The following is a 21692-nucleotide window of genomic DNA, read 5'->3' on the forward strand; positions in this document are numbered from 1 at the left end:
CCGGCCGGAGGATCCCCGGGCCGGGCTCGAAGCGGTTTCCGTCCTTCGGTCAGCGACCGTTGAACGCGTCCTTCAGGCGGCTGAACAGGCCCTGCTGGCCCGGCGCGAACTGGCCCATGGGCCGCTCCTCGCCGCGCAGCTTCGCCAGCTGGCGCAACAGCTCCTCCTGCTGGGCGTCCAGCTTGGTCGGGGTGGTGACCTCGACGTGGACGATCAGGTCGCCGCGCCCGCCGCCGCGCAGGTGTGTGACGCCGCGCCCGTGCAGCGGGATCGCCTGGCCGGACCCGGTGCCGGGCCGGATGTCGATCTCCTCCAGGCCGTCGAGCGTCTCCAGCGGGCATTTGGTGCCCAGTGCGGCCGCCGTCATGGGGATGGTGACCGTGCAGTGCAGGTCGTCCCCGCGCCGCTGGAAGGTCGGGTGCGCCAGCTCGTGGATCTCCACGTAAAGGTCGCCGGCGGGACCGCCGCCGGGGCCGACCTCGCCCTCGCCCGCGAGCTGGATCCGGGTGCCGTTCTCGACACCGGCCGGGATCTTGACCGTCAGGCTGCGGCGGGAGCGGACCCGGCCGTCGCCCGCGCACTCGTGGCACGGGGTCGGGACGACGGTGCCGAAGCCCTGGCACTGCGGGCAGGGGCGCGAGGTCATGACCTGGCCCAGGAAGGACCGGGTGACCTGCGAGACCTCACCGCGGCCGCGGCACATGTCACACGTCTGCGCCGAGGTGCCGGGGGCGGCGCCCTCGCCGGAGCAGGTGGTGCAGACGACGGCCGTGTCGACCTGGATGTCCTTGGTCGTCCCGAAGGCCGCCTCGTCCAGCTCCAGGTCGAGGCGGATCATGGCGTCCTGGCCGCGGCGGGTCCGCGAGCGCGGGCCGCGCTGCGAGGCCTGGCCGAAGAAGGCGTCCATGATGTCGGAGAAGTTGCCGAAGCCGCCCGCACCGAAGCCGCCGGCCCCACCGCCGCCGCCCGAGGACGACAGCGGGTCGCCGCCGAGGTCGTAGACCTGCTTCTTCTGCGGGTCCGAGAGCACCTCGTAGGCCGCGTTGATCTCCTTGAAGCGCTCCTGCGTCTTCGGGTCCGGATTGACGTCCGGGTGGAGTTCACGCGCGAGGCGCCGGAAGGCCTTCTTGATCTCGTCCTGCGATGCGTCGCGGCGTACGCCGAGGACGGCGTAGTAGTCCGTGGCCACTTACGACTCCGCCAGGATCTGTCCGACGTAACGTGCCACTGCGCGTACCGCTCCCATCGTTCCGGGGTAGTCCATGCGGGTCGGTCCGACCACGCCGAGTTTGGCGACCGTTTCGCCGCCCGAACCGTAACCGACCGAGACGACCGACGTGGAGTTGAGCCCCTCGTAGGCGTTCTCGTGCCCGATCCTTACGGCCATCCCCGACTCGTTGGCCTCGCCGAGCAGCTTGAGGAGCACGACCTGCTCCTCCAGCGCCTCCAGCACCGGCCTGATCGTCAGGGGGAAATCGTGTCCGAAGCGGGTGAGGTTGGCGGTACCGCCGATCATCAGCCGCTCCTCCGCCTCCTCGACCAGGGTTTCGAGGAGGGTCGACAGCACGGTGGAGACCGTGCCGCGGTCGTCGGCCTCGAAGGACTCCGGGAGGTCCTGGACGAGCGGGGGCACGTCGGTGAAGCGCCGGCCGACGACCCTGCTGTTGAGCCGGGCCCGCAGGTCGGCGAGCGAGGCCTCGCCGAAGGGGCTCGGGCAGTCGACGAGCCGCTGCTCGACGCGTCCGGTGTCCGTGATCAGTACGAGCATCAGGCGCGCGGGGGCGAGCGAGAGCAGCTCCACATGCCGGACGGTCGACCGGGTCAGGCTCGGGTACTGGACGACCGCGACCTGCCGGGTGAGCTGCGCGAGCAGCCGCACCGTACGGCCGACGACGTCGTCGAGGTCGACGGCTCCGTCGAGGAAGTTCTGGATGGCCCGGCGCTCGGGCGTCGACAGCGGCTTGACCCCCGCCAGCTTGTCGACGAAGAGGCGGTAGCCCTTGTCGGTGGGGATCCGGCCGGCGCTGGTGTGGGGCTGGGCGATGTAGCCCTCTTCCTCCAGCACCGCCATGTCGTTGCGCACGGTGGCGGGCGAGACGCCCAGCCGGTGCCGCTCGGTGAGCGCCTTGGAGCCGACCGGCTCCTCCGTCCCGACGTAGTCCTGGACGATGGCGCGCAGCACTTCGAGTCTGCGTTCGCTGAGCATCGCGCACACCTCCAGCGTGATCCGTTGCCGTGTTCTGCCGTGTTCTGGCGTTCGTTGGCACTCTGTACGTTCGAGTGCCAGGAATCCCCCGCTCAGTGTACGGCCGGGCAGTAAGACCCTGGCAAGGGAGGCCCGCCAGGGTAGCGTCGCGGCATGGACGTGCGTTGGGAAGAGGCGGGCTGGGAACGGCTCACCGGACGGGCCGGCCGGCGGCGTCTGCCGGTGTGGGACTGCACGGTGGGGCTGGTGGTGGGGGACGAGTCCGTCCTTCTGATCGACCCCGGTTCGAGTGTGCGCGAGGGCGCTCGGGTACGGGCGGAGGCAGAGCGGCTGACGGGCCGGAGCGTGACCCATATCGCATTCACCCACGGGCATTTCGATCACGTACTGGGCGCGTCCGCCTTCGCGGGGGCCGAGGTCTTCGGGGCGGTCGGGCTGGACCTGCTCCTCGCGTCGGGCCGCGAGGAGCTGCGCGGGGACGCGGTGCGGCACGGGCTCGCGGAGGAGGAGGCCGCCGAGGCGGTGGACCTGCTGGTGCTGCCCGGCCATGCGGTGTCGGGCGAGTGGACGCTGGAGCTGGGCGGGGTACAGGTGCTGCTGGCCAACGTGGGGCCCGGGCACACCGGGCACGACCTGGCCGTCTTCGTCCCGGGCGAACGCGAGACGGTGTTCTGCGGGGACCTGGTCGAGGAGTCGGGCGAGCCGCTGGCTGGCCCGGACGCAATGCCGCGGCAGTGGCCCGCCGCCCTGGACCGGCTGCTGTCGCTGGGCGGTGAGGACGCGCTGTACGTGCCGGGTCACGGAGCGGTGGTCACCGCGGAGTTCGTGCGTGCGCAACGCGCCACACTGGCGGCCCGTTCCGGCGTGTCGTAGACGGCGGGCGCGCGGCTCTCCTAGTGTCGGCCGGATGCGCGAGTACTCCCCCGACCTGACCCCGCAGTGGAAGCGCCCCAAGGCCGTGCCGGAGGTCGCCGCGGAACCGGACCTGGTGGTCGAGGTGGCGGGTACGGACTTCTGCGGCGCGGTGGTGGCCTGCGAGGCGGGCACCGTGACCCTGGAGGACCGCTTCGGCAAGCGCCGGGTGTTCCCGATGGAGCCGCGGGGCTTCCTGCTGGACGGCGCGGTGGTCACCCTGGTCCGCCCGCCCCGGGGGCCGTCGGCACCGGCCCGTACGGCGTCGGGGTCGATCGCCGTCCCCGGTGCGCGGGCACGGGTGGCCCGGGCGGGCCGGATCTACGTCGAGGGCCGGCACGACGCCGAGCTGGTGGAGCGGGTCTGGGGCGACGACCTGCGCATCGAGGGCGTGGTGGTCGAGTATCTGGAGGGCGTCGACGACCTCCCGGCGGTGGTGGCGGAGTTCGGTCCGGCGCCGGACGCCCGGCTGGGGGTGCTGGTGGACCATCTGGTGCCGGGCTCGAAGGAGTCCCGTATCGCCGCCTCGGTGACCTCGCCGGACGTGCTGGTGGTGGGCCACCCGTACGTGGACGTCTGGCAGGCGGTGAAGCCGTCCGCGCTGGGCATCCCGGCGTGGCCGGCCGTCCCGCGCGGCCAGGACTGGAAGACGGGCGTCTGCAGGGCGCTGGGCTGGCCGGAGAACACCGGGGCCGCCTGGCAGCACATCCTGTCCCGGGTGCGCTCCTACAAGGACCTGGAGCCGACCCTGCTGGGCCGCGTGGAGGAGCTCATCGACTTCGTCACGGGTGACGGTGGGGCCTGACACCCTCGAAGGTTCCGAAGTCGCTCGTGTCCAGCTCGATGCCGAGCAGTTCCAGCGGCAGCGGCTCACCGAACTTCGAGACCCTCTGGGAGCGGTAGTCGGCGTCGTCACCCCTGCCGGCCGGGATCGTCAGCAGGACGCACTGCGCGACGATGGGGTCGATGATCAGGTAGGCGGGCACCCGGCCCGCGGCGTAGACGGAGCGCTTGACCACGTAGTCGCGGTCGACGCTGGTCTTGGAGACGACCTCCACCACCAGCGTGATCAGCTGCGAGGGCAGGAGACGGCCCGACCCCGGCTGCGCCTCGCGATCCAGGACCACCAGATCGGGCACGGGTTCGCTCGCCTCGTCGACGATGTCGACGTCCTGGGTCTGAAGGCGCGCCCACCGCTTGCGCGGAATCTGATCCTGCACGTCCTCCACGATCAGGTTGTGCACCAGATCGGGGCCGGCCATCATCACGATTTCCCCCCGGAGGAGCTCGGCCTTGACTCCGTCGGGAGGCTGGAACCCCTCGAAGAACTTGGCCATCCCACGCTCGTCCACAGCGGTCATCTCCGTGGTCCTCCACATCCGCCGCGTGCTGTCGGCGGCAGCCTAGGGACAGCGTAGGCAGTCCGGACAAGGATCCGGGGGTATTCACTCCGCCGGGTGATCAGTCGACCAGGTCGCGGACCACGGCGTCGGCCAGCAGCCGGCCGCGCAGAGTCAGCACGCCCCGCCCGGCCTCGTAGGGGCCCGGCTCCAGGAGGCCGTCAGCGAGGGCCCTGCGGGACGCCGCGAGGCCGGCCGGGGCGAGCAGGGCCAGCGGCACGCCGTCCACGAGGCGCAGCTCCAGCAGGATCCGCTCCACGCGGCGGTCCTCCTCCGAGAGCAGCTCGCGCCCCGCGCCCGGGGAGCGGCCCTCGGTGAGGGCCGCGGCGTAGGCCCCGGGGTGCTTGACGTTCCACCAGCGCACCCCGCCCACGTGCGAGTGGGCGCCCGGCCCGGCGCCCCACCAGTCGGCGCCGCGCCAGTACAGCTCGTTGTGCAGGCAGCGTCCGGCTTCCGAGGTGGCCCAGTTCGACACCTCGTACCAGGAGTAGCCGGCCTGGGCCATGACCTCGTCGGCGATCAGGTAGCGGTCGGCGTGGACGTCGTCGTCGGTCATGGGGACCTCGCCGCGGCGGATCCGGCGGGCCAGCTGCGTGCCCTCCTCGACGATCAGCGCGTAGGCGCTGACGTGGTCGGGGCCGGCCCCGAGGGCGGCGGCGAGGGAGTCCCGCCAGTCCTGGTCACTCTCACCGGGCGTGCCGTAGATCAGGTCGAGGTTGACGTGCTCGAAGCCCGCCGCGCGCGCCTCGGCGACGCACGCCTCGGGGCGCCCGGGCGTGTGGGTGCGGTCCAGGACCTTCAGGACGTGCTGCTTGGCGCTCTGCATGCCGAAGGAGATCCGGTTGAAGCCCCCCGCGCGCAGCTCGGCCAGGTACGCCGGGTCCACGGACTCCGGGTTGGCCTCCGTGGTGATCTCGGCGTCGTCGGCCAGGCCGAACTCGTCCCGGATCGCCGCGAGCATCCGTACGAGGTCGGCGGCGGGCAGCAGCGTCGGCGTGCCGCCGCCGACGAAGACAGTGCGGACGGGCCGCGGGTCGTCGCCGAGGACCTTCCGCGCGAGGCGGACCTCGTCGATCAGGGTGTCGGCGTAGTTCTCGCGGGAGGCGAGCACGCCTCCGGTGCCCCGCAGCTCGGTGGCCGTGTAGGTGTTGAAGTCGCAGTACCCGCAGCGCGTGGCGCAGTACGGGACGTGCAGGTAGAACCCGAGCGGCCGCTCCCCCGCGCCCGCCAGGGCATGCGACGGCAGCGAGCCGTCTTCGGGCATGGGTTCACCGTCGGGGAGTGCGGAAGGCATACCCCCATCATCCCGCACCCGGCACGGCTTCCGGCCCCGCGCCCGTCCGGCCCCGCCGGCGTTCGAGGCGCGGGGTCCGGGGCGGAGCCGGAGAAGGGGGTGTGCGGGGCTGCCCGGTCGCCCCGCCCCGCCGGGCCCGCGGCAGGCGCTACGCCTCGCGGGAGCCTTCGTACATCTCCTCGATCAGGTGCTTGAACTCACGCTCGACGACCGGCCGCTTCAGCTTCAGGCTGGGCGTGAGGTCGCCGTGCTCGACGTCCAGGTCGCGCGGCAGGATCCGGAACTTCTTGACCGTCTGCCAGCGCTGGAGGCCCTCGTTCAGGGTCTGGACGTAGGTCTCGATGAGCCGGTTGGTCTCCGGCGCCGCCAGGACCTCCTTGTACGTCCGGCCCTCCAGCCCGTTCTCGGCCGCCCAGGTCAGGATCGACGGCTCGTCGAGCGCGATCAGTGCCGAGCAGAAGTTCCGGTCGGCGCCGTGCACGACGATGGTCGACACGTACGGGCAGATCGCCTTGAACTGGCCTTCGATCTCCGCCGGGGCGACGTACTTGCCGCCCGAGGTCTTGATCAGGTCCTTCTTGCGGTCGGTGATGCGCAGGTAGCCGTCGGCCGACAGCTCTCCGATGTCGCCGGTGTGCAGCCAGCCGTCGGACTCCAGGACCTCTGCGGTCTTGTCCGGCTGCCCGTGGTAGCCCTGCATGATGCCGGGGCCGCGCAGCAGGACCTCGCCGTCGTCGGCGATGCGGACCTCGGTGCCGGGGAGCGGCTTGCCGACCGTGCCGGTGCGGTAGGCCTCGCCCGGGTTGACGAAGGAGGCGGCGCTGGACTCGGTCAGGCCGTAGCCCTCCAGGATGTGGACGCCCGCGCCGGAGAAGAAGAAGCCGATCTCGGGGGCCAGGGCGGACGCGCCGGAGACGGCGGCCCGCAGCCTGCCGCCGAAGGCGTCGCGGAGCTTGGAGTAGACGAGCGCGTCGGCGACCTTGTGCTTGGTGGTGAGCGCGAAGGGGGCTGTCGCGCGCCCGGTGCGGCGGAAGTTGTCCTGCGTGACCTTGGCGTACTCGCGGGCGACGCCGACGGACCACTGGAAGATCTTGTACTTGGCGCCGCCGGCGGCCCGGGCCTTGGCGGCCACGCCGTTGTAGACCTTCTCGAAGATGCGCGGGACGGCCGCCATGTACGTCGGCTGTACGACCGGCAGGTTCTCGATGATCTTGTCGATGCGGCCGTCGACCGCGGTGACGTGCCCGGCCTCGATCTGCCCGGAGGTCAGCACCTTGCCGAAGACGTGGGCCAGCGGCAGCCACAGGTACTGGACGTCATTCTTGCCGATCAGCCCGGTGGCGACCATGGCCTTGGCCATGTACGACCAGTTGTCGTGCGGCAGCCGGACGCCCTTGGGGCGGCCCGTGGTGCCGGAGGTGTAGATGAGGGTGGCGAGCTGCTCGGGGGTGATGGACGCGATGCGCTCGTCGACGGACTCGGGGTGCTTGGCGAGGTACTCCCTGCCTCTCGCCTCCAGGTCGGCCAGCGAGAGCACCCAGCCCTCCGGGTCGCCCTCGGAGGCGACCGCGTCGGCGGCCTCCAGGACCACGACGTGGCGCAGCTTCGGCAGGTCGGCGCGGCGCTCGCGGGCCTTCGCCAGCTGCGCGGCGTCCTCGGCGATGAGGACCCGGCTCTCGGAGTCCGCGAGGATGAACGCCGACTCGTCCGCGTTGGTGCTGGGGTAGATCGTGGTGACCGCGCCGCCCGCGCACATCACGCCGAGGTCGGACAGGATCCACTCGACCCGGGTGTTGGAGGCGAGCGCGACGCGCTCTTCCGTTTCGAGGCCGAGGGAGAGCAGTCCGGCGGCGATGGCGTAGACCCGCTCGGCCGCCTGGCTCCAGCTCAGCGACTTCCAGTCGTCCGCGGCGCCCTGACCGCCGGCCGCGGGCACCGGGTACCGGTAGGCCTCGTCGTTCGGCGTCGCGGCGACGCGCTCACGGAAGAGCACCGCCACCGTGGGCGGGCGGTTCTCGAGATAGGTCTGTGTGTCGCTCACGACATCCTCCGGACCGAACCACGCGGGCAGTGCGTGGGCGTGGGGCGCTGGGGGCGCTTGGGACTGGCGGGTTTGCAGCCGTTGACTTCTTAAACTGGCGAGTAACCGTCGAGCAGTGATCAGACTAGAGCGCGTCCGGCGTGCGCGTAAGAGTTGGCGAGCGGCCGCTTCATAACGAAACAGGCCCCCTCGCCATTGCGCGGGGGCCTGTGTACGCCGGGTGACGGAGAGGTGGCTACTTCTTCTTGGCGCCGGACTCGTCACTGGAGAGGACGGCGATGAAGGCCTCCTGCGGGACCTCCACGGAGCCGACCATCTTCATGCGCTTCTTGCCTTCCTTCTGCTTCTCCAGCAGCTTCCGCTTACGGGAGATGTCACCGCCGTAGCACTTGGCGAGGACGTCCTTGCGGATGGCGCGGATGGTCTCGCGGGCGATGACGCGCGAGCCGACGGCCGCCTGGATCGGCACCTCGAAGGCCTGCCGCGGGATGAGCTCGCGCAGCTTGGCGACGAGGCGCACGCCGTAGGCGTAGGCGGCGTCCTTGTGGCAGACGGCGGAGAAGGCGTCGACCTTGTCGCCGTGCAGCAGGATGTCGACCTTGACCAGGCTGGAGGCCTGCTCGCCGGTGGGCTCGTAGTCGAGGGAGGCGTAGCCGCGCGTCTTGGACTTCAGCTGGTCGAAGAAGTCGAAGACGATCTCGGCGAGCGGGAGGGTGTAGCGGATCTCGACGCGGTCCTCGGAGAGGTAGTCCATGCCGAGGAGCGTGCCGCGGCGCTGCTGGCACAGCTCCATGATCGCGCCGATGAACTCGGTCGGGGCGAGCACGGTGGCCCGGACGACCGGCTCGAAGACGTCCTTGATCTTGCCTTCGGGGAATTCGCTCGGGTTGGTGACGGTGACTTCCTTGCCGTCCTCAAGGACGACCCGGTAGACCACGTTGGGCGCGGTGGCGATCAGGTCGAGGCCGAACTCGCGCTCCAGGCGCTCGCGGACCACGTCCAGGTGGAGCAGGCCGAGGAAGCCGACGCGGAAGCCGAAGCCGAGGGCCGCGGAGGTCTCGGGCTCGTAGACCAGCGCGGCGTCGTTGAGCTGGAGCTTGTCCAGGGCCTCGCGCAGGTCCGGGTAGTCGGAGCCGTCGAGCGGGTAGAGGCCCGAGAAGACCATCGGCTTCGGGTCCTTGTAGCCGCCGAGCGCCTCGGTCGCACCGTTGTGCAGGCTGGTGATGGTGTCACCGACCTTGGACTGGCGGACGTCCTTCACGCCGGTGATGATGTAGCCCACCTCGCCGACGCCGATGCCGTCGGCCGGGGTCATCTCCGGGGAGGAGACACCGATCTCCAGCAGCTCGTGGGTGGCGCCGGTGGACATCATCCGGATGCGCTCGCGCTTGTTGAGCTGGCCGTCGACCACACGGACGTAGGTGACGACGCCTCGGTACGAGTCGTAGACCGAGTCGAAGATCATCGCGCGGGCGGGGGCGTCCTTGACGCCGACCGGGGCCGGGACGGTGGCGACGACCTTGTCCAGCAGCGCGTCCACGCCCATGCCGGTCTTGGCCGAGACGCGCAGCACGTCGTCGGGGTCGCAGCCGACCAGGTTCGCGAGCTCCTCGGCGAACTTCTCCGGCTGGGCGGCCGGCAGGTCGATCTTGTTGAGGACGGGGACGATCGCGAGGTCGTTCTCCATCGCCAGGTACAGGTTGGCGAGGGTCTGCGCCTCGATGCCCTGAGCGGCGTCCACCAGCAGGATCGTGCCCTCGCAGGCCGCGAGGGAGCGCGAGACCTCGTAGGTGAAGTCGACGTGCCCGGGGGTGTCGATCATGTTGAGGATGTGGGTGCTGCCCTGGCCCTCGCCCGTGGTGGGCGCCCAGGGCAGTCGCACCGCCTGGGACTTGATCGTGATGCCGCGCTCACGCTCGATGTCCATGCGGTCGAGGTACTGGGCGCGCATCTGCCGCTGGTCGACGACACCGGTGAGCTGGAGCATCCGGTCGGCAAGGGTCGACTTGCCGTGGTCGATGTGCGCGATGATGCAGAAGTTGCGGATCAGCGCCGGGTCGGTACGGCTCGGCTCGGGCACGTGGCTGGGGATCGCGGGCACGCAGTGTCCTGATTCTCGGGTCGCAGTCGGAAGCGTTTCGGAGCGTCGGTCTGAGCGGACGGTCCGGCTCCGGTCGCTCTCGGCGGCGCGATGTCGGTCCATACGCAGGCTCCCATGGTCCCATGGACGGGGCAGTGCGCTCGGTTTGGGCCGCCAGGAGCGCGCCTGGTAGCCTGGGCAGCTGTGTCTCGTATGCCCTCTCAGCAGGGGGTCCCTCCGGACGAAGTCCGGGGGAGGGACACAATCCGAAGATCAAACTCTGAACCTGAAAAGGCTCTTTCGTGGCGAACATCAAGTCCCAGATCAAGCGGAACAAGACCAACGAGAAGGCTCGCCTTCGCAACAAGTCGGTCAAGTCCGAGCTGCGCACCTTCATCCGCAAGGCCAACGAGGCCATCCTCGCCGGCGACGCGGAGAAGGCCACCGCTGCGGCCCGCCTGGCTTCCAAGAAGCTGGACAAGGCCGTCTCGAAGGGTGTCATCCACAAGAACGCCGCCGCCAACAAGAAGTCGGCGCTGGCCTCCAAGGTTGCCGCCATCTGAGTTCCGCACTCGATGTGATCGCCGGAAGGGACCCAGCGGGCCCTCTCTCCCGCTCCTGACCGGCACCCCGCTCCGCACACGAAGCGTTCGCCACGCGGGTGCGGCGCAACACCAGCAGTGACCGAAGGCCCCGGCCGCCCCCCTTCCCCAGGGTGACGGCCGGGGCCTTCGCGCTGCTCCGGGGGGCGGGCGGGCGCGGACGGCTCAGGCCGGTCAGCGGCGCTGGGGGCGGGCAGCGCGGGCCACCGCGACGACCGCCTTCTCCAGGGCGTACTCGGGATCGTCGCCCCCGCCCTTGACCCCCGCGTCGGCGGCGGCCACGGCACGCAGCGCGTCCGCGACGCCGTCCGCCGACCAGCCCCGCATCTGCTGGCGGACCCGGTCGATCTTCCACGGCGGCATGCCGAGGTCGCGGGCGAGGTCCCCGGGCCGGGCCCCGCGCGGGGCCGAGGCGAGCTTGCCGATCGCGCGGACCGCCTGCGCCAGCGCACTGGTGATCAGCACCGGGGCCACGCCCGTGGCCAGGGACCAGCGCAGGGCTTCCAGGGCCTCGGCCGCACGCCCCTCGACCGCCCGGTCGGCGACGGTGAAGCTGGAGGCCTCTGCCCGGCCGGTGTAGTAGCGGCCGACGACGGCTTCGTCGATGGTCCCCTCGACGTCCGCGCACAGCTGCGCCGCGGCACTCGCCAGCTCCCTCAGGTCGCTGCCGATCGCGTCGACCAGCGCCTGGCACGCCTCCGGGGTCGCCGAACGGCCCAGCGTGCGGAACTCCCCCCGCACGAACGCGAGGCGGTCCGCCGCCTTCGTCATCTTCGGGCAGGCGATCTCCCGGGCGCCGGCTTTGCGCGCCGCGTCCAGCAGACCCTTGCCCTTGACCCCGCCCGCGTGGAGGAGGACCAGCGCGATCTCCTCGTAGGGCGCGGCGAGGTAGGCCCTGACCTCCTTGACCGTGTCGGCGGACAGGTCCTGCGCGTTGCGCACGACCAGCACCTTGCGCTCGGAGAAGAGCGAGGGGCTCGCCAGCTCGGCGAGCGTGCCGGGCTGGAGCTGGTCGGAGGTGAGGTCGCGGACGTCGGTGTCGGCGTCGGCGGCACGGGCGGCCGCCACCACCTCCCGCACGGCGCGGTCGAGCAGCAGCTCCTCCTGCCCCACCGCGAGGGTGATCGGGGCAAGCGGATCGTCGGTGGGGTTCTTCCTGGTGGCCATCGCCTCCAGCATCCCACGCCGCACTGACAGCCCCCCGCGCCCCGGCCCCCTCCGCCGTGTATTCGACAATGGCCCGGTGAACGTGCGACATGTACTGGTCCTGCCCGACCGCGACGCCGCCGAGGAGGTGGCGCAGGAGGCCGTCGACCGCTTCGGCCTCCCGGAGGAACCGCAGTTGGTCCGCGACGCGCTGGCCGGCGAGGACGACGCCGAGGACGCCCAGTGGCTGGTGGTCGTCGAGGACCCACGGGAACGGCTCGACGCCACCGCTCTGGACGACCTCGCCGCCGAGTACGAGGGCTGGCTGGAGGCTCCGTGAGGAGTGTCCGCAGTCTCAGGCCTTGTGCACGATCTGGACGTCCAGTGTCACGTCCACGCTCGACCCGATCGCCGCGATCCCGTGGGCCAGCACCGACTGCCAGTTGAGGGTGAAGTCCTCGCGGTGCAGTTCGGCGGTGGCCCGGCAGGCCGCCCGCACCTCGCCCTCCATGCCCGTGCCGAGACCCAGATACTGGGTGTCCAGGGTCACCGACCTGCTCACTCCGTGGAGGGTCAGGGCGCCCGCGACCGCCCAGCGGCTGCCGGTGCGGTGGATGAACCGTTCGCTGTAGAACTCCACCGTGGGGTGGCGGACCGCGTCCAGGAAGTCCCCCGACCGCAGGTGGTCGTCGCGCAGCCGGACCCCGGTGTCGATGCTCGCCGCGTCGATGATCACGTGCATGGAGGAGTCCTCCATGCGGTCGGCTATCCGGACCGCCCCGGCGAAGGTGTTGAACCGTCCGTTGATCCGGGCGAGGCCGATGTGCCGGGCCGTGAAGCCGATGGACGAGTGCGCCGGGTCGAGCTCCCAGTGGCCGGGCTGCGGCAGGACCGGCGGCTCCACCGCGTCGAGGATGATCTCCCCCGTACCCGGCTGGGCCGGGTCTCCCACGAGCGTGACCCCGTGGAACGGCGTGTACCCCTCGGCGGTGACGGAGAGCCGGTACTCCCCCTCCGGCACGGCGGCCGTGAAGCCGCCGAACGGGTCGGTCTCGCCACTGACGATCCGGCGGCCGATCGGATCCGTCACCTCGAACGCGGCCTGCCGGACAGGCCGGTGGACCGTGTCGAGGACCCGGCAGCTGAGCAGACCCGCCGTCGGCGGCAGCGTCAGTGTCGCGGATGTGTGCGGGCTGGAACCTCCGGCCGACTCCATCCCCCGTCGGCGACCGAACATGACGTGTGCACCCCCGTGCTGTGTGGACTTGGACCGCTCTGGCGAAGACGCATTCGATCATGCTGTCGGGTTGTGGGCAAACAGAGCGGTCGCGCCCGGTATGCCCGCGTCGCATACGCCGTCTCCTGGCTGGAAACGCACGCAGCCGAACGCCGGTTCCACTGACGGCGATCGAACCGTCGGTGTCGGTGCGCAGCACCGTCGCCCCCACGGTCCGCAGGCGGGCGAGCGTACCGGGCGCGGGATGCCCGTAGCGGTTTTTTGTGCCGACGGGAACAATCGCGAGTCGCGGCCGGACCCGCTCGTGCAGCCCGGGATCCTGGTGCGCGGAGCCGTGGTGGGCGACCTTGAGGACGTCCACCGGACCGAGCTGCGGATGCTCCCTCAGGAGGGCCTGCTGCGCCTCGGGTTCGAGGTCGCCGAGCAGCAGCAGGGTGAGCCCGGCGCCGCGCACCAGCAGGACGACGCTCGCGTCGTTGGGCCCTTCGGAGGGCGACCCGGCCGCTGGCGGCCACAGCACCTGCCATTCGAACGGGCCGGCCCGCCGCCGCTCCCCCTGCACCGCCGGTACGACCGGCACCCCGGCGGCCGCCGCGGTCCGGCGGACGAACGCGGCCTGCCCGGGCGGTTCTTCCAGCACGGTGACCTGGATCACCCCCACGGACCGGCCCCGCAGGACGCCTGCCAGGCCTCCGACGTGGTCGGCGTGAAAGTGCGTCAGCAGCAGCATCGGCACCCGGTTCACTCCCAGTTCGCGCAGGCACGCGTCCACCGGCCCGGGGTCCGCGCCCGCGTCCACGACCACTGCCTCCCCCGGGCCGACGGCGAGGACCGCCGCGTCCCCCTGCCCCACGGCGCACTGGACGTAGCTCCAGTCGGGCGGGGGCCAGCCGGTGAGCGTACGGGTGAGCTGCGGCGGCCGCAGTACCGCGAGGAGCAGCAGCACCGCCAGCGCGGCACACAGCCACCGCCGCCGCCCCCACCGGGCGCCGATCACGACGACCGCCAGGGTGGCGGCGGCCAGGAGCAGGCCGCCGGTGAGCCCGCCCGGCCAGGGCAGCTCCGCGCCCGGGAACCTCGCCCCGGCCCGCGCCACGGCGGCGATCCACCCCGCGGGCACCCCGGCGCACCGGGCGAGCACCTCCGCGGCGGGCATCCAGAGCGGGGCGGCCGTCAGCGCGGCGAAGCCGAGGACGGTCGCCGGACCGGCGGCCAGCTCGGCCAGCAGGTTGCACGGCACCGCCACCAGGCTGACCCGGGCCGCGAGCACGGCGACCACGGGCGCGCACACCGCCTGGGCGGCAGCGGCGGCGCCCACCGCCTCGGCGAGCCGGGGCCCCATCCCGCGCCGCCGCAGGACCGCGCTCCACCGGGGAGCGAGGGTCAGCAGCGCCCCCGTGGCCAGGACCGAGAGCAGGAAGCCGTAACTGCGGGCCAGCCACGGGTCGTAGAGCACCAGCAGGAGCACCGCGGCCCCCAAGGCGGGGATCAGCGACCTGCGGCGGCCGGTGGCGATGGCCAGCAGGGTGACCGCCCCGCAGGCCGCTGCCCGCAGCACGCTCGGCTCCGGCCGGCACACCACCACGAACGCCAGCACCAGGGCCGTCCCGCACAGGGCGGTCGTCCGCAGGGAGAGTCCGAGGCGGGGCGCCAGCCCGCGCCGCTCGGCCTGCTGCGCGCGGGCCGGGGGCCCGATGAGCAGGAACAGCACCACGGTCAGATTCGACCCGGAGACGGCCAGCAGGTGGAGCAGATCAGTGGCCCGGAAGGCCTCGTGCAGGTCGGGCGGGACCCTGGACGTGTCCCCGACGACCAGCCCTGGCAGCAGGGCCCGCGCATCCGGTGCGAGCCCCTCGGTGGCCTCGCGGAGCCCGGCCCGCAGCCGCCCCGCCAGCCGCTGGGCGGTGTCCGGGCCGCCGGTCACCCCCGGCGGTGTGTCACCGGCCGGGCGGAGCAGTGCCACGGCCCGCTCACCGCCTTGCGCCGGGGCCAGCCGGGCGACCACCGCCACCCGGGTGGAGGGCAGGAGCCGGGCCCATTCCGCGTGCCCGGCCAGCACCCGCACCGGGGTGGTGACCCGGGTGCTCGCCCCGTCGGGCCCGGTCACCCGGGTCACCACCGCGTCCAGCACCACCACCGGCGGCCCGCTCCCGCTGCGCGCGGTCCTGGGATCGGAGGCGACGGTCAGCTCGGCGAGGACCCGGGCGTGCCGGCTCGCCAGCCCGGCGACCGGCCCGGCCCGCGCCTCGGCCAGCTGGAGCCCCGCGACGCCCGCTCCGGCGGCCGCGCACAGCAGGGCCGCCGCCACGGCCGGGGCGACCCTCCACAGCGCCTCTGGGCGCCCTCCGTGGAGCAGCATCAGCACTCCCGCGCCGACCACCGCCAGGCCCACTCCGAGGGCGGTCCGCCCGGCGGGTGCGCCGAGTGCGAGAGCGGCCGCCGCCCAGGCGGCCACGGCGGGCACCGCGAGACGCAGATCCGTGGGGCCTGCGGGGCGGTTCACGGCCGCACCAGCGTGCGCAGGTCGGCGAAGCGCCGCTCGCCGATGCCGTTGACCTGGCGGAGCTCCTCCACGGAACGGAAGCCGCCGCGGGCGGTGCGGAAGTCGACGATGTGCTGGGCCAGGACCGGCCCCACCCCCGGCAGGCCGTCCAGCTGCTCGACGGTGGCCGAACCCAGGCTGAGCGGCCCGGCGGGCGGTCCGCCGGGCACGGCTCCTCCGGGCGGCGGCCGGTCCGTCGCGATCACGCCCACCAGCACCTGTTCGCCGTCCACCAGCACCCGGGCCCGGTTCAGTCCGGTGGTGTCCGTGCCCGGCCGCACTCCCCCGGCTGCGGCCAGCGCGTCCTCGACGCGGGAACCGGCAGGCAGCCGCCGGACTCCCGGATCCCGGACCTTGCCGCCGATGTCGACGACGATCGGCGCGGGCCCCGCGCCGCCACCTGCCGCGGCCGGTGTCGCGGCCGAGGCGGTGGCCCCCGCCGGCACCACCGCGGGGCCGGCCAGTGCGGGGGCGGTGACCTCCCGCGGCCGGGCCGACCAGTACTGCTGCCCGGCGAAGCCGACGGCGGCGACCAGCACCACACCGACCGCGGCCACCGTGCGCGCCTCCACCGCGCACCGGGCCTGCAGCCACACCGGCAGCCGCTCCCGCACCGCCAGCCTCCGCGCGGTACCGGTGGGCAGGGCGGCCGCCTCCCCGGACGGTGCCGCAGGCTCCTGCGCGGCCGGCGGCGACGCCTGCGGCGGGCCGGCTCCGCCGAACAGGGCTTCGGCCCTCCGCCGCACCGCGTCCGTATGCCTCTGCGGGTCCCGATCCGGGCTCGGGCCGGGATCGCAATGGGGATCGGGAACGGGGTCGGGAACGGGGTCGGGAACGGGGTCGGGGTCGGGAACGGCGTCGGGGTCGGGGTCGGAATGCTGAAGTTGTGCGGGCGCGGCACGGAGGCCGTGGCGGCGCCTGCCGCGGCCACGGCCGTACCGGAGACGGCTGTCGGAGAGACGGGAACGGCCCGGGCCGCTGGTGGCGCCCGACGGATACGGAGTACGCGTTCGAAGAGTCATGCCACGACCGTAGGGGCAGATTTCGACAGCCGTCCGGAGGCTTCAATTCCGGTGGATGGCAGACCCGTTGTGGATAACCGCGCCACTCGTTCCGGTGATCAGCGGGGCGAGACGACCGCCGCCAGCAGCCCCGGCCCGGTGTGCGCGCCGATGACCGCTCCGACCTCGCTGACGTGCAGCTCGACCAGGCCGGGAATCCGCTCGCGGAGCCGCTGGGCGAGCTTCTCGGCCCGCTCCGGCGCCGCCAGGTGGTGCACCGCCACGTCCACGCCCGCGGAACCGGCGCGCTCGACGGCCAGCTCCTCCAGGCGGGCGATGGCCTTGGAGGCCGTACGCACCTTCTCCAGCATCTCGATCCGCCCGCCGTCCAGGGTCAGCAGCGGCTTCACCGCGAGGGCTGAGCCCAGCAGGGCCTGCGCGGCCCCGATCCGGCCGCCGCGGCGCAGGTAGTCCAGGGTGTCGACATAGAAGTACGCGGCCATGTCCGCCGCCCGCTTCTCGGCGGCCGCCACGGCCTCGTCCACGGTGCCGCCCGCTTCGGCGACCTCGGCCGCGGCGAGCGCGCAGAATCCGAGGGCCATCGCGACCATGCCGGTGTCCACGACGCGTACGGGCACGGGCGCGGTCCTGGCGGCCACCACGGCGGCGTCGTAGGTCCCGGAGAACTCGGCGGACAGGTGCAGGCTGACGACGCCGGCAGCCCCGGCGTCCGCGGCCGCCTGGTAGGCCCGTACGAACTCCTCCGGGCTGGGGCGGGAGGTGGTGACCGAGCGGCGCTTCTGAAGGGCGAGGGCCAGACTGCGCGCCGAGATCTCGGTGCCCTCCTCCAGGGCCTCTCCGCCCAGTACGACGGTGAGCGGGACGGCGGTGATTCCGTGCCGCGCCATGGCCGGTCGGGGCAGGTAGGCCGTGGAATCGGTGACGATGGCGACATGGCGGGACATGAGGCGGAGGTTACCGCTCGTGGGGGCGGGACGGCAGCCGGGGCCCCTGGCCGGGGCGGGGAGCGCGGCGGCTTCGGCTTCCGCCGGAGGCGGGTCGAGCCTACGGGCAGCGCGGCGGGGGTAGCGCCGGAGGGTGGCGCCGGGGGCGCCCGGGAGTCTGCGGGGCCCACCCCGCCCCTTCCCGGAACTCGGAGCTCCGCCCCGCGAGCCCGCTCCCGGGGCGCTGCCGGACCGCCTGGGGGCTCCGCCCTTTGGACCACACACCGTTCCCCGGGCCTCAGGACCCCGAGCTCGCCCGTGCGCCCAGGGGGTGTCCGCCCCCCGAGACCCCGGCGGGCCGCCCGGAGACCCGAACGCCCGGGTCGCAGGCCTCTCTCAGCCGGCGCTCTCCGGGCGGCGGGTCTTCTGCCACGGGTACTGCATCGTGGGAGTGGGCGGGTTCAGGGCCGCAGGCGGGGGCGGGGGCGTAGACGCCGGCTCGGGGGTCTGCGCGGACTGGGTGGCGTCCCATTCGGCGGCTGCCGCCGCCAGGTCGTCCACCGGTTCGCGGTACCAGTCGCGCAGCGCGCCCGATTCCATCTCGATCTGGTCGGACAGCAGGGACAGGTCGCCCTCCGCGAAGCGCAGGGCCCGGTCGCGGGCGGCCCACCGCAGCGAGTCCGCCGCCTGGATGATCTTGGCTGCGCGCTCCCGCAGATCCGGCAGGAGGTCGGCGGTGCGCCGCCGGTCGGGCTCCTGCTCCAGCCGCTTCAGTTCCCCGTCGAGCTCGTGCCCGTGCGCGCTCAGCCGCTCGAACAGCCCGAGGGACTCCCGCAGCGAGGCGTCCTCCCGAACCCCCTCGGCCAGCGCCTGCTGGGTGGCGCGCATCGACGTCCGCAGGTCCAGCCGCAGCTGCGCGAGCGCTCCGGCCACCCCGACCTGGCCGAAGCTCTTGGCCCGCAGCGCGGTGTCCTCCACCGTGCGCCGGGCCTGCACGACTGTGCGCTCCACGCCCCGCTTGGCCGCGCCCACCGCCTTGACCGTGAGGTACGCGCCGAGGCCGACGACGACCAGCAACATCAACGCGAAGATGATCAACGCCACCTCCATGACGGCCCCTTTCCCCAGGCATCAGCTCTTCCCCTCCACCGTAAACGCCACAGGCAGGCCAGGGGTTCCAATCGAACCCCCAACCTGCCCGTACGGGATCACCCCTATGCGGCGGGTCCTCCCTCAGACGACGATGTTCACCAGCTTCGGCGCGCGCACGATCACCTTGCGGATCTCCGCGCCGTTCAGGGCCGCCACGACACCGGCGTCGTTCACGGCCAGCTGCTCCAGCTCGGCGTCCGTGATCGACGGCGACACCTCCAGCCGCGCCTTGACCTTGCCCTTGACCTGCACCACGCAGGTGACGCTCTCGTCCACGACGTACGCCGGGTCCGCTACGGGGAACTCCTGGTGGACCACGGACTCGCTGTGGCCCAGCCGGTGCCACAGCTCCTCCGCGATGTGCGGGGCCAGCGGGGCGACCAGCAGGACCAGCCGCTCGGCGACCGAGCGCTCCAGCGGGCGGCCCGCCTTGGTCAGGGCGTTGTTCAGCTCGGTGATCTTGGCGATGGCGGTGTTGAACCGCAGCCCCGCCATGTCCGCTCCGGCCCCGTCGATCGCCTTGTGCAGGGCGCGCAGCGTGTCCTCGCCCGGCTCGGCGTCGACGACCGTCACCGCGCCGGTCTCCTCGTCCACGATGTTGCGCCACAGGCGCTGCAGCAGGCGGTACTGGCCGACCACGGCGCGCGTGTCCCACGGACGGGAGACGTCCAGCGGACCCATCGCCATCTCGTACAGGCGCAGCGTGTCGGCGCCGTACTCCTCGCAGATCTCGTCGGGCGTGACGGCGTTCTTCAGGGACTTGCCCATCTTGCCGTGCTCGCGCTTGACCTGCTTGCCCTCGTAGAAGTACGCGCCGTCGCGCTCCTCGACCTCGGCCGCCGGGACGTACACACCGCGCTCGTCGGTGTAGGCGTAGGCCTGGATCATGCCCTGGTTGAACAGCTTGTGGAACGGCTCCGCCGACGACACGTGGCCCAGGTCGAACAGCACCTTCGACCAGAAGCGGGCGTACAGCAGGTGCAGCACGGCGTGCTCGGCGCCGCCCACGTACAGGTCGACACCGCCGTGCGGGGCGCCCTCGCGGGGGCCCATCCAGTACTGCTCGATCTCCGGGTCGACCAGCCTGGATGCGTTGTTCGGGTCCAGGTAGCGCAGCTCGTACCAGCAGGAACCGGCCCAGTTGGGCATGGTGTTGGTCTCGCGCCGGTAGGACTTCACGCCGTCGCCCAGGTCCAGCTCGACGTTGACCCAGTCGGCCTTGCGCGACAGCGGGGTCTCCGGCTGCGAGTCCGCGTCGTCCGGCTCGAAGGTGCGCGGCGAGTAGTCCTCGACCTCCGGCAGTTCCAGCGGCAGCATCGACTCGGGCAGGGGGTGTGCGACGCCGTCCTCGTCGTAGACGATCGGGAAGGGCTCGCCCCAGTACCGCTGGCGGCTGAACAGCCAGTCGCGCAGGCGGAAGTTGACCGTGCCCTCGCCGATGCCGCGCTCGGCCAGCCAGGCGGTGATCGCGGCCTTCGCCTCGACGACACCCAGGCCGTCCAGGGAGATGCCCTCGCCGGTGGAGTTGACCAGCTTCGCGTCGTACGAGGCGAAGGCGTCGTCCCACTCGGCCGGGTCGGTGCCGCGGCCGTCGGAGGGCTGCACGACGCAGCGCATCGGCAGCTCGAAGGCGCGCGCGAACTCGAAGTCCCGGCTGTCGTGCGCCGGAACGGCCATGATCGCGCCGGTGCCGTAGCCCATCAGGACGTAGTCGGCGATGAAGACCGGGACCTTGTCGCCGCTGACCGGGTTGACCGCGTACTCACCGGTGAAGACGCCGGTCTTGTCCTTGGCCTCGGCCTGGCGCTCGACGTCCGACTTCGAGGCGGCCTGCTTGCGGTAGGCGGTGACGGCCTCCGCCGGGGTGGCGTGCCCGCCCGTCCACACCTCGTGGGTGCCCTCGGGCCAGGCGGCCGGGATGAACTTCTCCACCAGCGGGTGCTCGGGCGCCAGCACCATGTAGGTGGCGCCGAACAGGGTGTCGGGGCGGGTGGTGAAGACGGTGATGGCCTCGTCGCCCAGCGCGAAGTCGACGCGCGCGCCCTCGCTGCGGCCGATCCAGTTGCGCTGCTGCAGCTTGATGGCCTCGGGCCAGTCCAGCGCGTCCAGGTCGTCCAGCAGCCGGTCGGCGTAGGCGGTGATCCGCATGTTCCACTGGCTCAGCTTGGACTTGAAGACCGGGAAGTTGCCGCGCTCGGAGCGACCGTCGGCGGTGACCTCCTCGTTGGCCAGTACGGTGCCCAGCCCGGGGCACCAGTTGACGGGCGCGTCCGAGGAGTACGCCAGCCGGAAGCCGTTCAGCACGTCGGCCCGCTCGGCCGCGGTCAGCTCGGCCCAGGCGCGGCCGCCGGGAACCTCACGGGAGCCGTCCTCGAAGGCGGCGACCAGCTCGGTGATCGGCCGGGCCTTCTTCGCGTCCGTGTCGTACCAGGAGTTGTAGATCTGCAGGAAGATCCACTGGGTCCACTTGTAGTAGTCCGGGTCGATCGTGGCGAACGACCGGCGCTTGTCGTGGCCCAGGCCCAGCCGGCGCAGCTGGACCTTCATGTTCTCGATGTTCGCCTCGGTCGACACGCGCGGGTGTGTGCCGGTCTGCACGGCGTACTGCTCGGCAGGCAGGCCGAAGGCGTCGAATCCCAGGGTGTGCAGGACGTTGTGGCCGGTCATCCGCTGGTGGCGGGCGTAGACGTCGGTGGCGATGTACCCGAGCGGGTGACCGACGTGCAGGCCCGCACCGGACGGGTACGGGAACATGTCCATGATGAACTTCTTGGGCCGCGCGACGACCGCGGCCGCATGAACGGAATCAGGGTCGGCCAGGTCACCGGTCGGGTTCGGGGCCTCGTAGGTGCCCTGCGCGTCCCATACGTCCTGCCAGCGTGCCTCGATGTCGGCGGCCATGGCAGCCGTGTAGCGGTGCGCCTCGGCCGCCTCGGGGGCCGGGGTGTTCGTCTCGCTCATGATTTCTGAAGCTCCATCGATCGTCTCTGCCGTCTCTGCCTGCCCAAACGAAAAAACCCCTCGCACAGGAGGGGGCGCCGCGCCGAGGCCGACCGTTTCGAAGGTCGGTACTGGTCAGCGCGGCTCGGTAAGCAGGAGGCGTACGGCACGCATGGCGTCAGGGTACCGCAGCGG

16 protein-coding genes and 1 pseudogene are annotated in these 21692 nt (G+C 72.4%); 4 read left to right on the forward strand and 13 right to left on the reverse strand.

The window, feature by feature from the left end; translation table 11 throughout:
- Positions 1-49 precede the first annotated feature (49 nt).
- A complete protein-coding gene (gene dnaJ / locus ACFWFZ_RS12715) occupies positions 50-1189 on the reverse strand; it encodes a molecular chaperone DnaJ (protein WP_030027782.1) in 1140 nt (379 codons plus the stop codon).
- The gene (gene hrcA, locus ACFWFZ_RS12720; RefSeq protein WP_030027783.1) at positions 1190-2206 is read right to left on the reverse strand and encodes a heat-inducible transcriptional repressor HrcA; all 1017 of its coding nucleotides are present in this window, start codon (positions 2204-2206) and stop codon (positions 1190-1192) included.
- A 153-nt stretch (positions 2207-2359) separates the two neighbouring features.
- Here hrcA and ACFWFZ_RS12725 point away from each other — a divergent pair, with 153 nt between their 5' ends.
- Both ACFWFZ_RS12725 and ACFWFZ_RS12730 read left to right on the forward strand, forming a co-directional pair.
- Positions 2360-3079, forward strand: a complete 720-nt coding sequence (locus ACFWFZ_RS12725; protein ID WP_387120798.1) for an MBL fold metallo-hydrolase — start codon at positions 2360-2362, stop codon at positions 3077-3079.
- Positions 3080-3113: 34 nt separating this feature from the next.
- The gene (locus tag ACFWFZ_RS12730) at positions 3114-3923 is read left to right on the forward strand and encodes a DUF3097 domain-containing protein (RefSeq protein ID WP_387120802.1); all 810 of its coding nucleotides are present in this window, start codon (positions 3114-3116) and stop codon (positions 3921-3923) included.
- Here ACFWFZ_RS12730 and ACFWFZ_RS12735 read toward each other — a convergent pair.
- The 4 genes from ACFWFZ_RS12735 to lepA form a co-directional block, all read right to left on the reverse strand.
- Positions 3901-4497 (reverse strand): Uma2 family endonuclease, encoded by a 597-nt coding sequence (locus tag ACFWFZ_RS12735; RefSeq protein WP_046774938.1) that lies wholly within the window; start codon positions 4495-4497, stop codon positions 3901-3903. The two genes, ACFWFZ_RS12730 and ACFWFZ_RS12735, sit on opposite strands and share 23 nt — an antisense overlap.
- Positions 4498-4579: 82 nt before the next feature.
- A complete protein-coding gene (hemW, locus tag ACFWFZ_RS12740) occupies positions 4580-5812 on the reverse strand; it encodes a radical SAM family heme chaperone HemW (protein WP_387120806.1) in 1233 nt (410 codons plus the stop codon).
- Between the two features lie 148 nt (positions 5813-5960).
- A complete protein-coding gene (locus tag ACFWFZ_RS12745) occupies positions 5961-7853 on the reverse strand; it encodes an AMP-dependent synthetase/ligase (RefSeq protein ID WP_387120808.1) in 1893 nt (630 codons plus the stop codon).
- A gap of 235 nt (positions 7854-8088) precedes the next feature.
- Positions 8089-9954, reverse strand: a complete 1866-nt coding sequence (gene lepA / locus ACFWFZ_RS12750) for a translation elongation factor 4 (RefSeq protein WP_030649859.1) — start codon at positions 9952-9954, stop codon at positions 8089-8091.
- A gap of 281 nt (positions 9955-10235) precedes the next feature.
- Here lepA and rpsT point away from each other — a divergent pair, with 281 nt between their 5' ends.
- Positions 10236-10496, forward strand: coding sequence for a 30S ribosomal protein S20 (rpsT, locus tag ACFWFZ_RS12755; RefSeq protein WP_030030523.1), 261 nt, complete (start codon positions 10236-10238; stop codon positions 10494-10496).
- Between the two features lie 213 nt (positions 10497-10709).
- On the opposite strand, the gene holA is transcribed toward rpsT, so the two are convergent.
- A complete protein-coding gene (holA, locus tag ACFWFZ_RS12760) occupies positions 10710-11702 on the reverse strand; it encodes a DNA polymerase III subunit delta (protein WP_387120813.1) in 993 nt (330 codons plus the stop codon).
- Between the two features lie 76 nt (positions 11703-11778).
- Between holA and ACFWFZ_RS12765 the strand changes: the two genes are divergently transcribed.
- The gene (locus ACFWFZ_RS12765) at positions 11779-12021 is read left to right on the forward strand and encodes a hypothetical protein (RefSeq protein WP_030031475.1); all 243 of its coding nucleotides are present in this window, start codon (positions 11779-11781) and stop codon (positions 12019-12021) included.
- 15 nt (positions 12022-12036) lie between these two features.
- On the opposite strand, the gene ACFWFZ_RS12770 is transcribed toward ACFWFZ_RS12765, so the two are convergent.
- From ACFWFZ_RS12770 to leuS, 6 genes and pseudogenes are all read right to left on the reverse strand, one after another.
- Positions 12037-12918, reverse strand: coding sequence for a YceI family protein (locus ACFWFZ_RS12770; protein WP_387120816.1), 882 nt, complete (start codon positions 12916-12918; stop codon positions 12037-12039).
- Positions 12919-13054: 136 nt separating this feature from the next.
- A pseudogene (locus tag ACFWFZ_RS12775) lies at positions 13055-15277 on the reverse strand (ComEC/Rec2 family competence protein); the annotation flags it as partial.
- Between the two features lie 140 nt (positions 15278-15417).
- Entirely contained in the window at positions 15418-16206 is a 789-nt protein-coding gene (locus ACFWFZ_RS12780) for a helix-hairpin-helix domain-containing protein (RefSeq protein WP_387120819.1), read from the reverse strand.
- Between the two features lie 374 nt (positions 16207-16580).
- Entirely contained in the window at positions 16581-17426 is an 846-nt protein-coding gene (locus ACFWFZ_RS12785; protein ID WP_387120822.1) for a DegV family protein, read from the reverse strand.
- Between the two features lie 375 nt (positions 17427-17801).
- Positions 17802-18515 (reverse strand): hypothetical protein, encoded by a 714-nt coding sequence (locus ACFWFZ_RS12790; protein ID WP_387120825.1) that lies wholly within the window; start codon positions 18513-18515, stop codon positions 17802-17804.
- A 123-nt stretch (positions 18516-18638) separates the two neighbouring features.
- Positions 18639-21518, reverse strand: a complete 2880-nt coding sequence (leuS, locus tag ACFWFZ_RS12795) for a leucine--tRNA ligase (protein ID WP_387120828.1) — start codon at positions 21516-21518, stop codon at positions 18639-18641.
- Positions 21519-21692 lie beyond the last annotated feature (174 nt).

Source organism: Streptomyces sp. NPDC060232 (assembly GCF_042726555.1).
GTDB lineage: Bacteria > Actinomycetota > Actinomycetes > Streptomycetales > Streptomycetaceae > Streptomyces.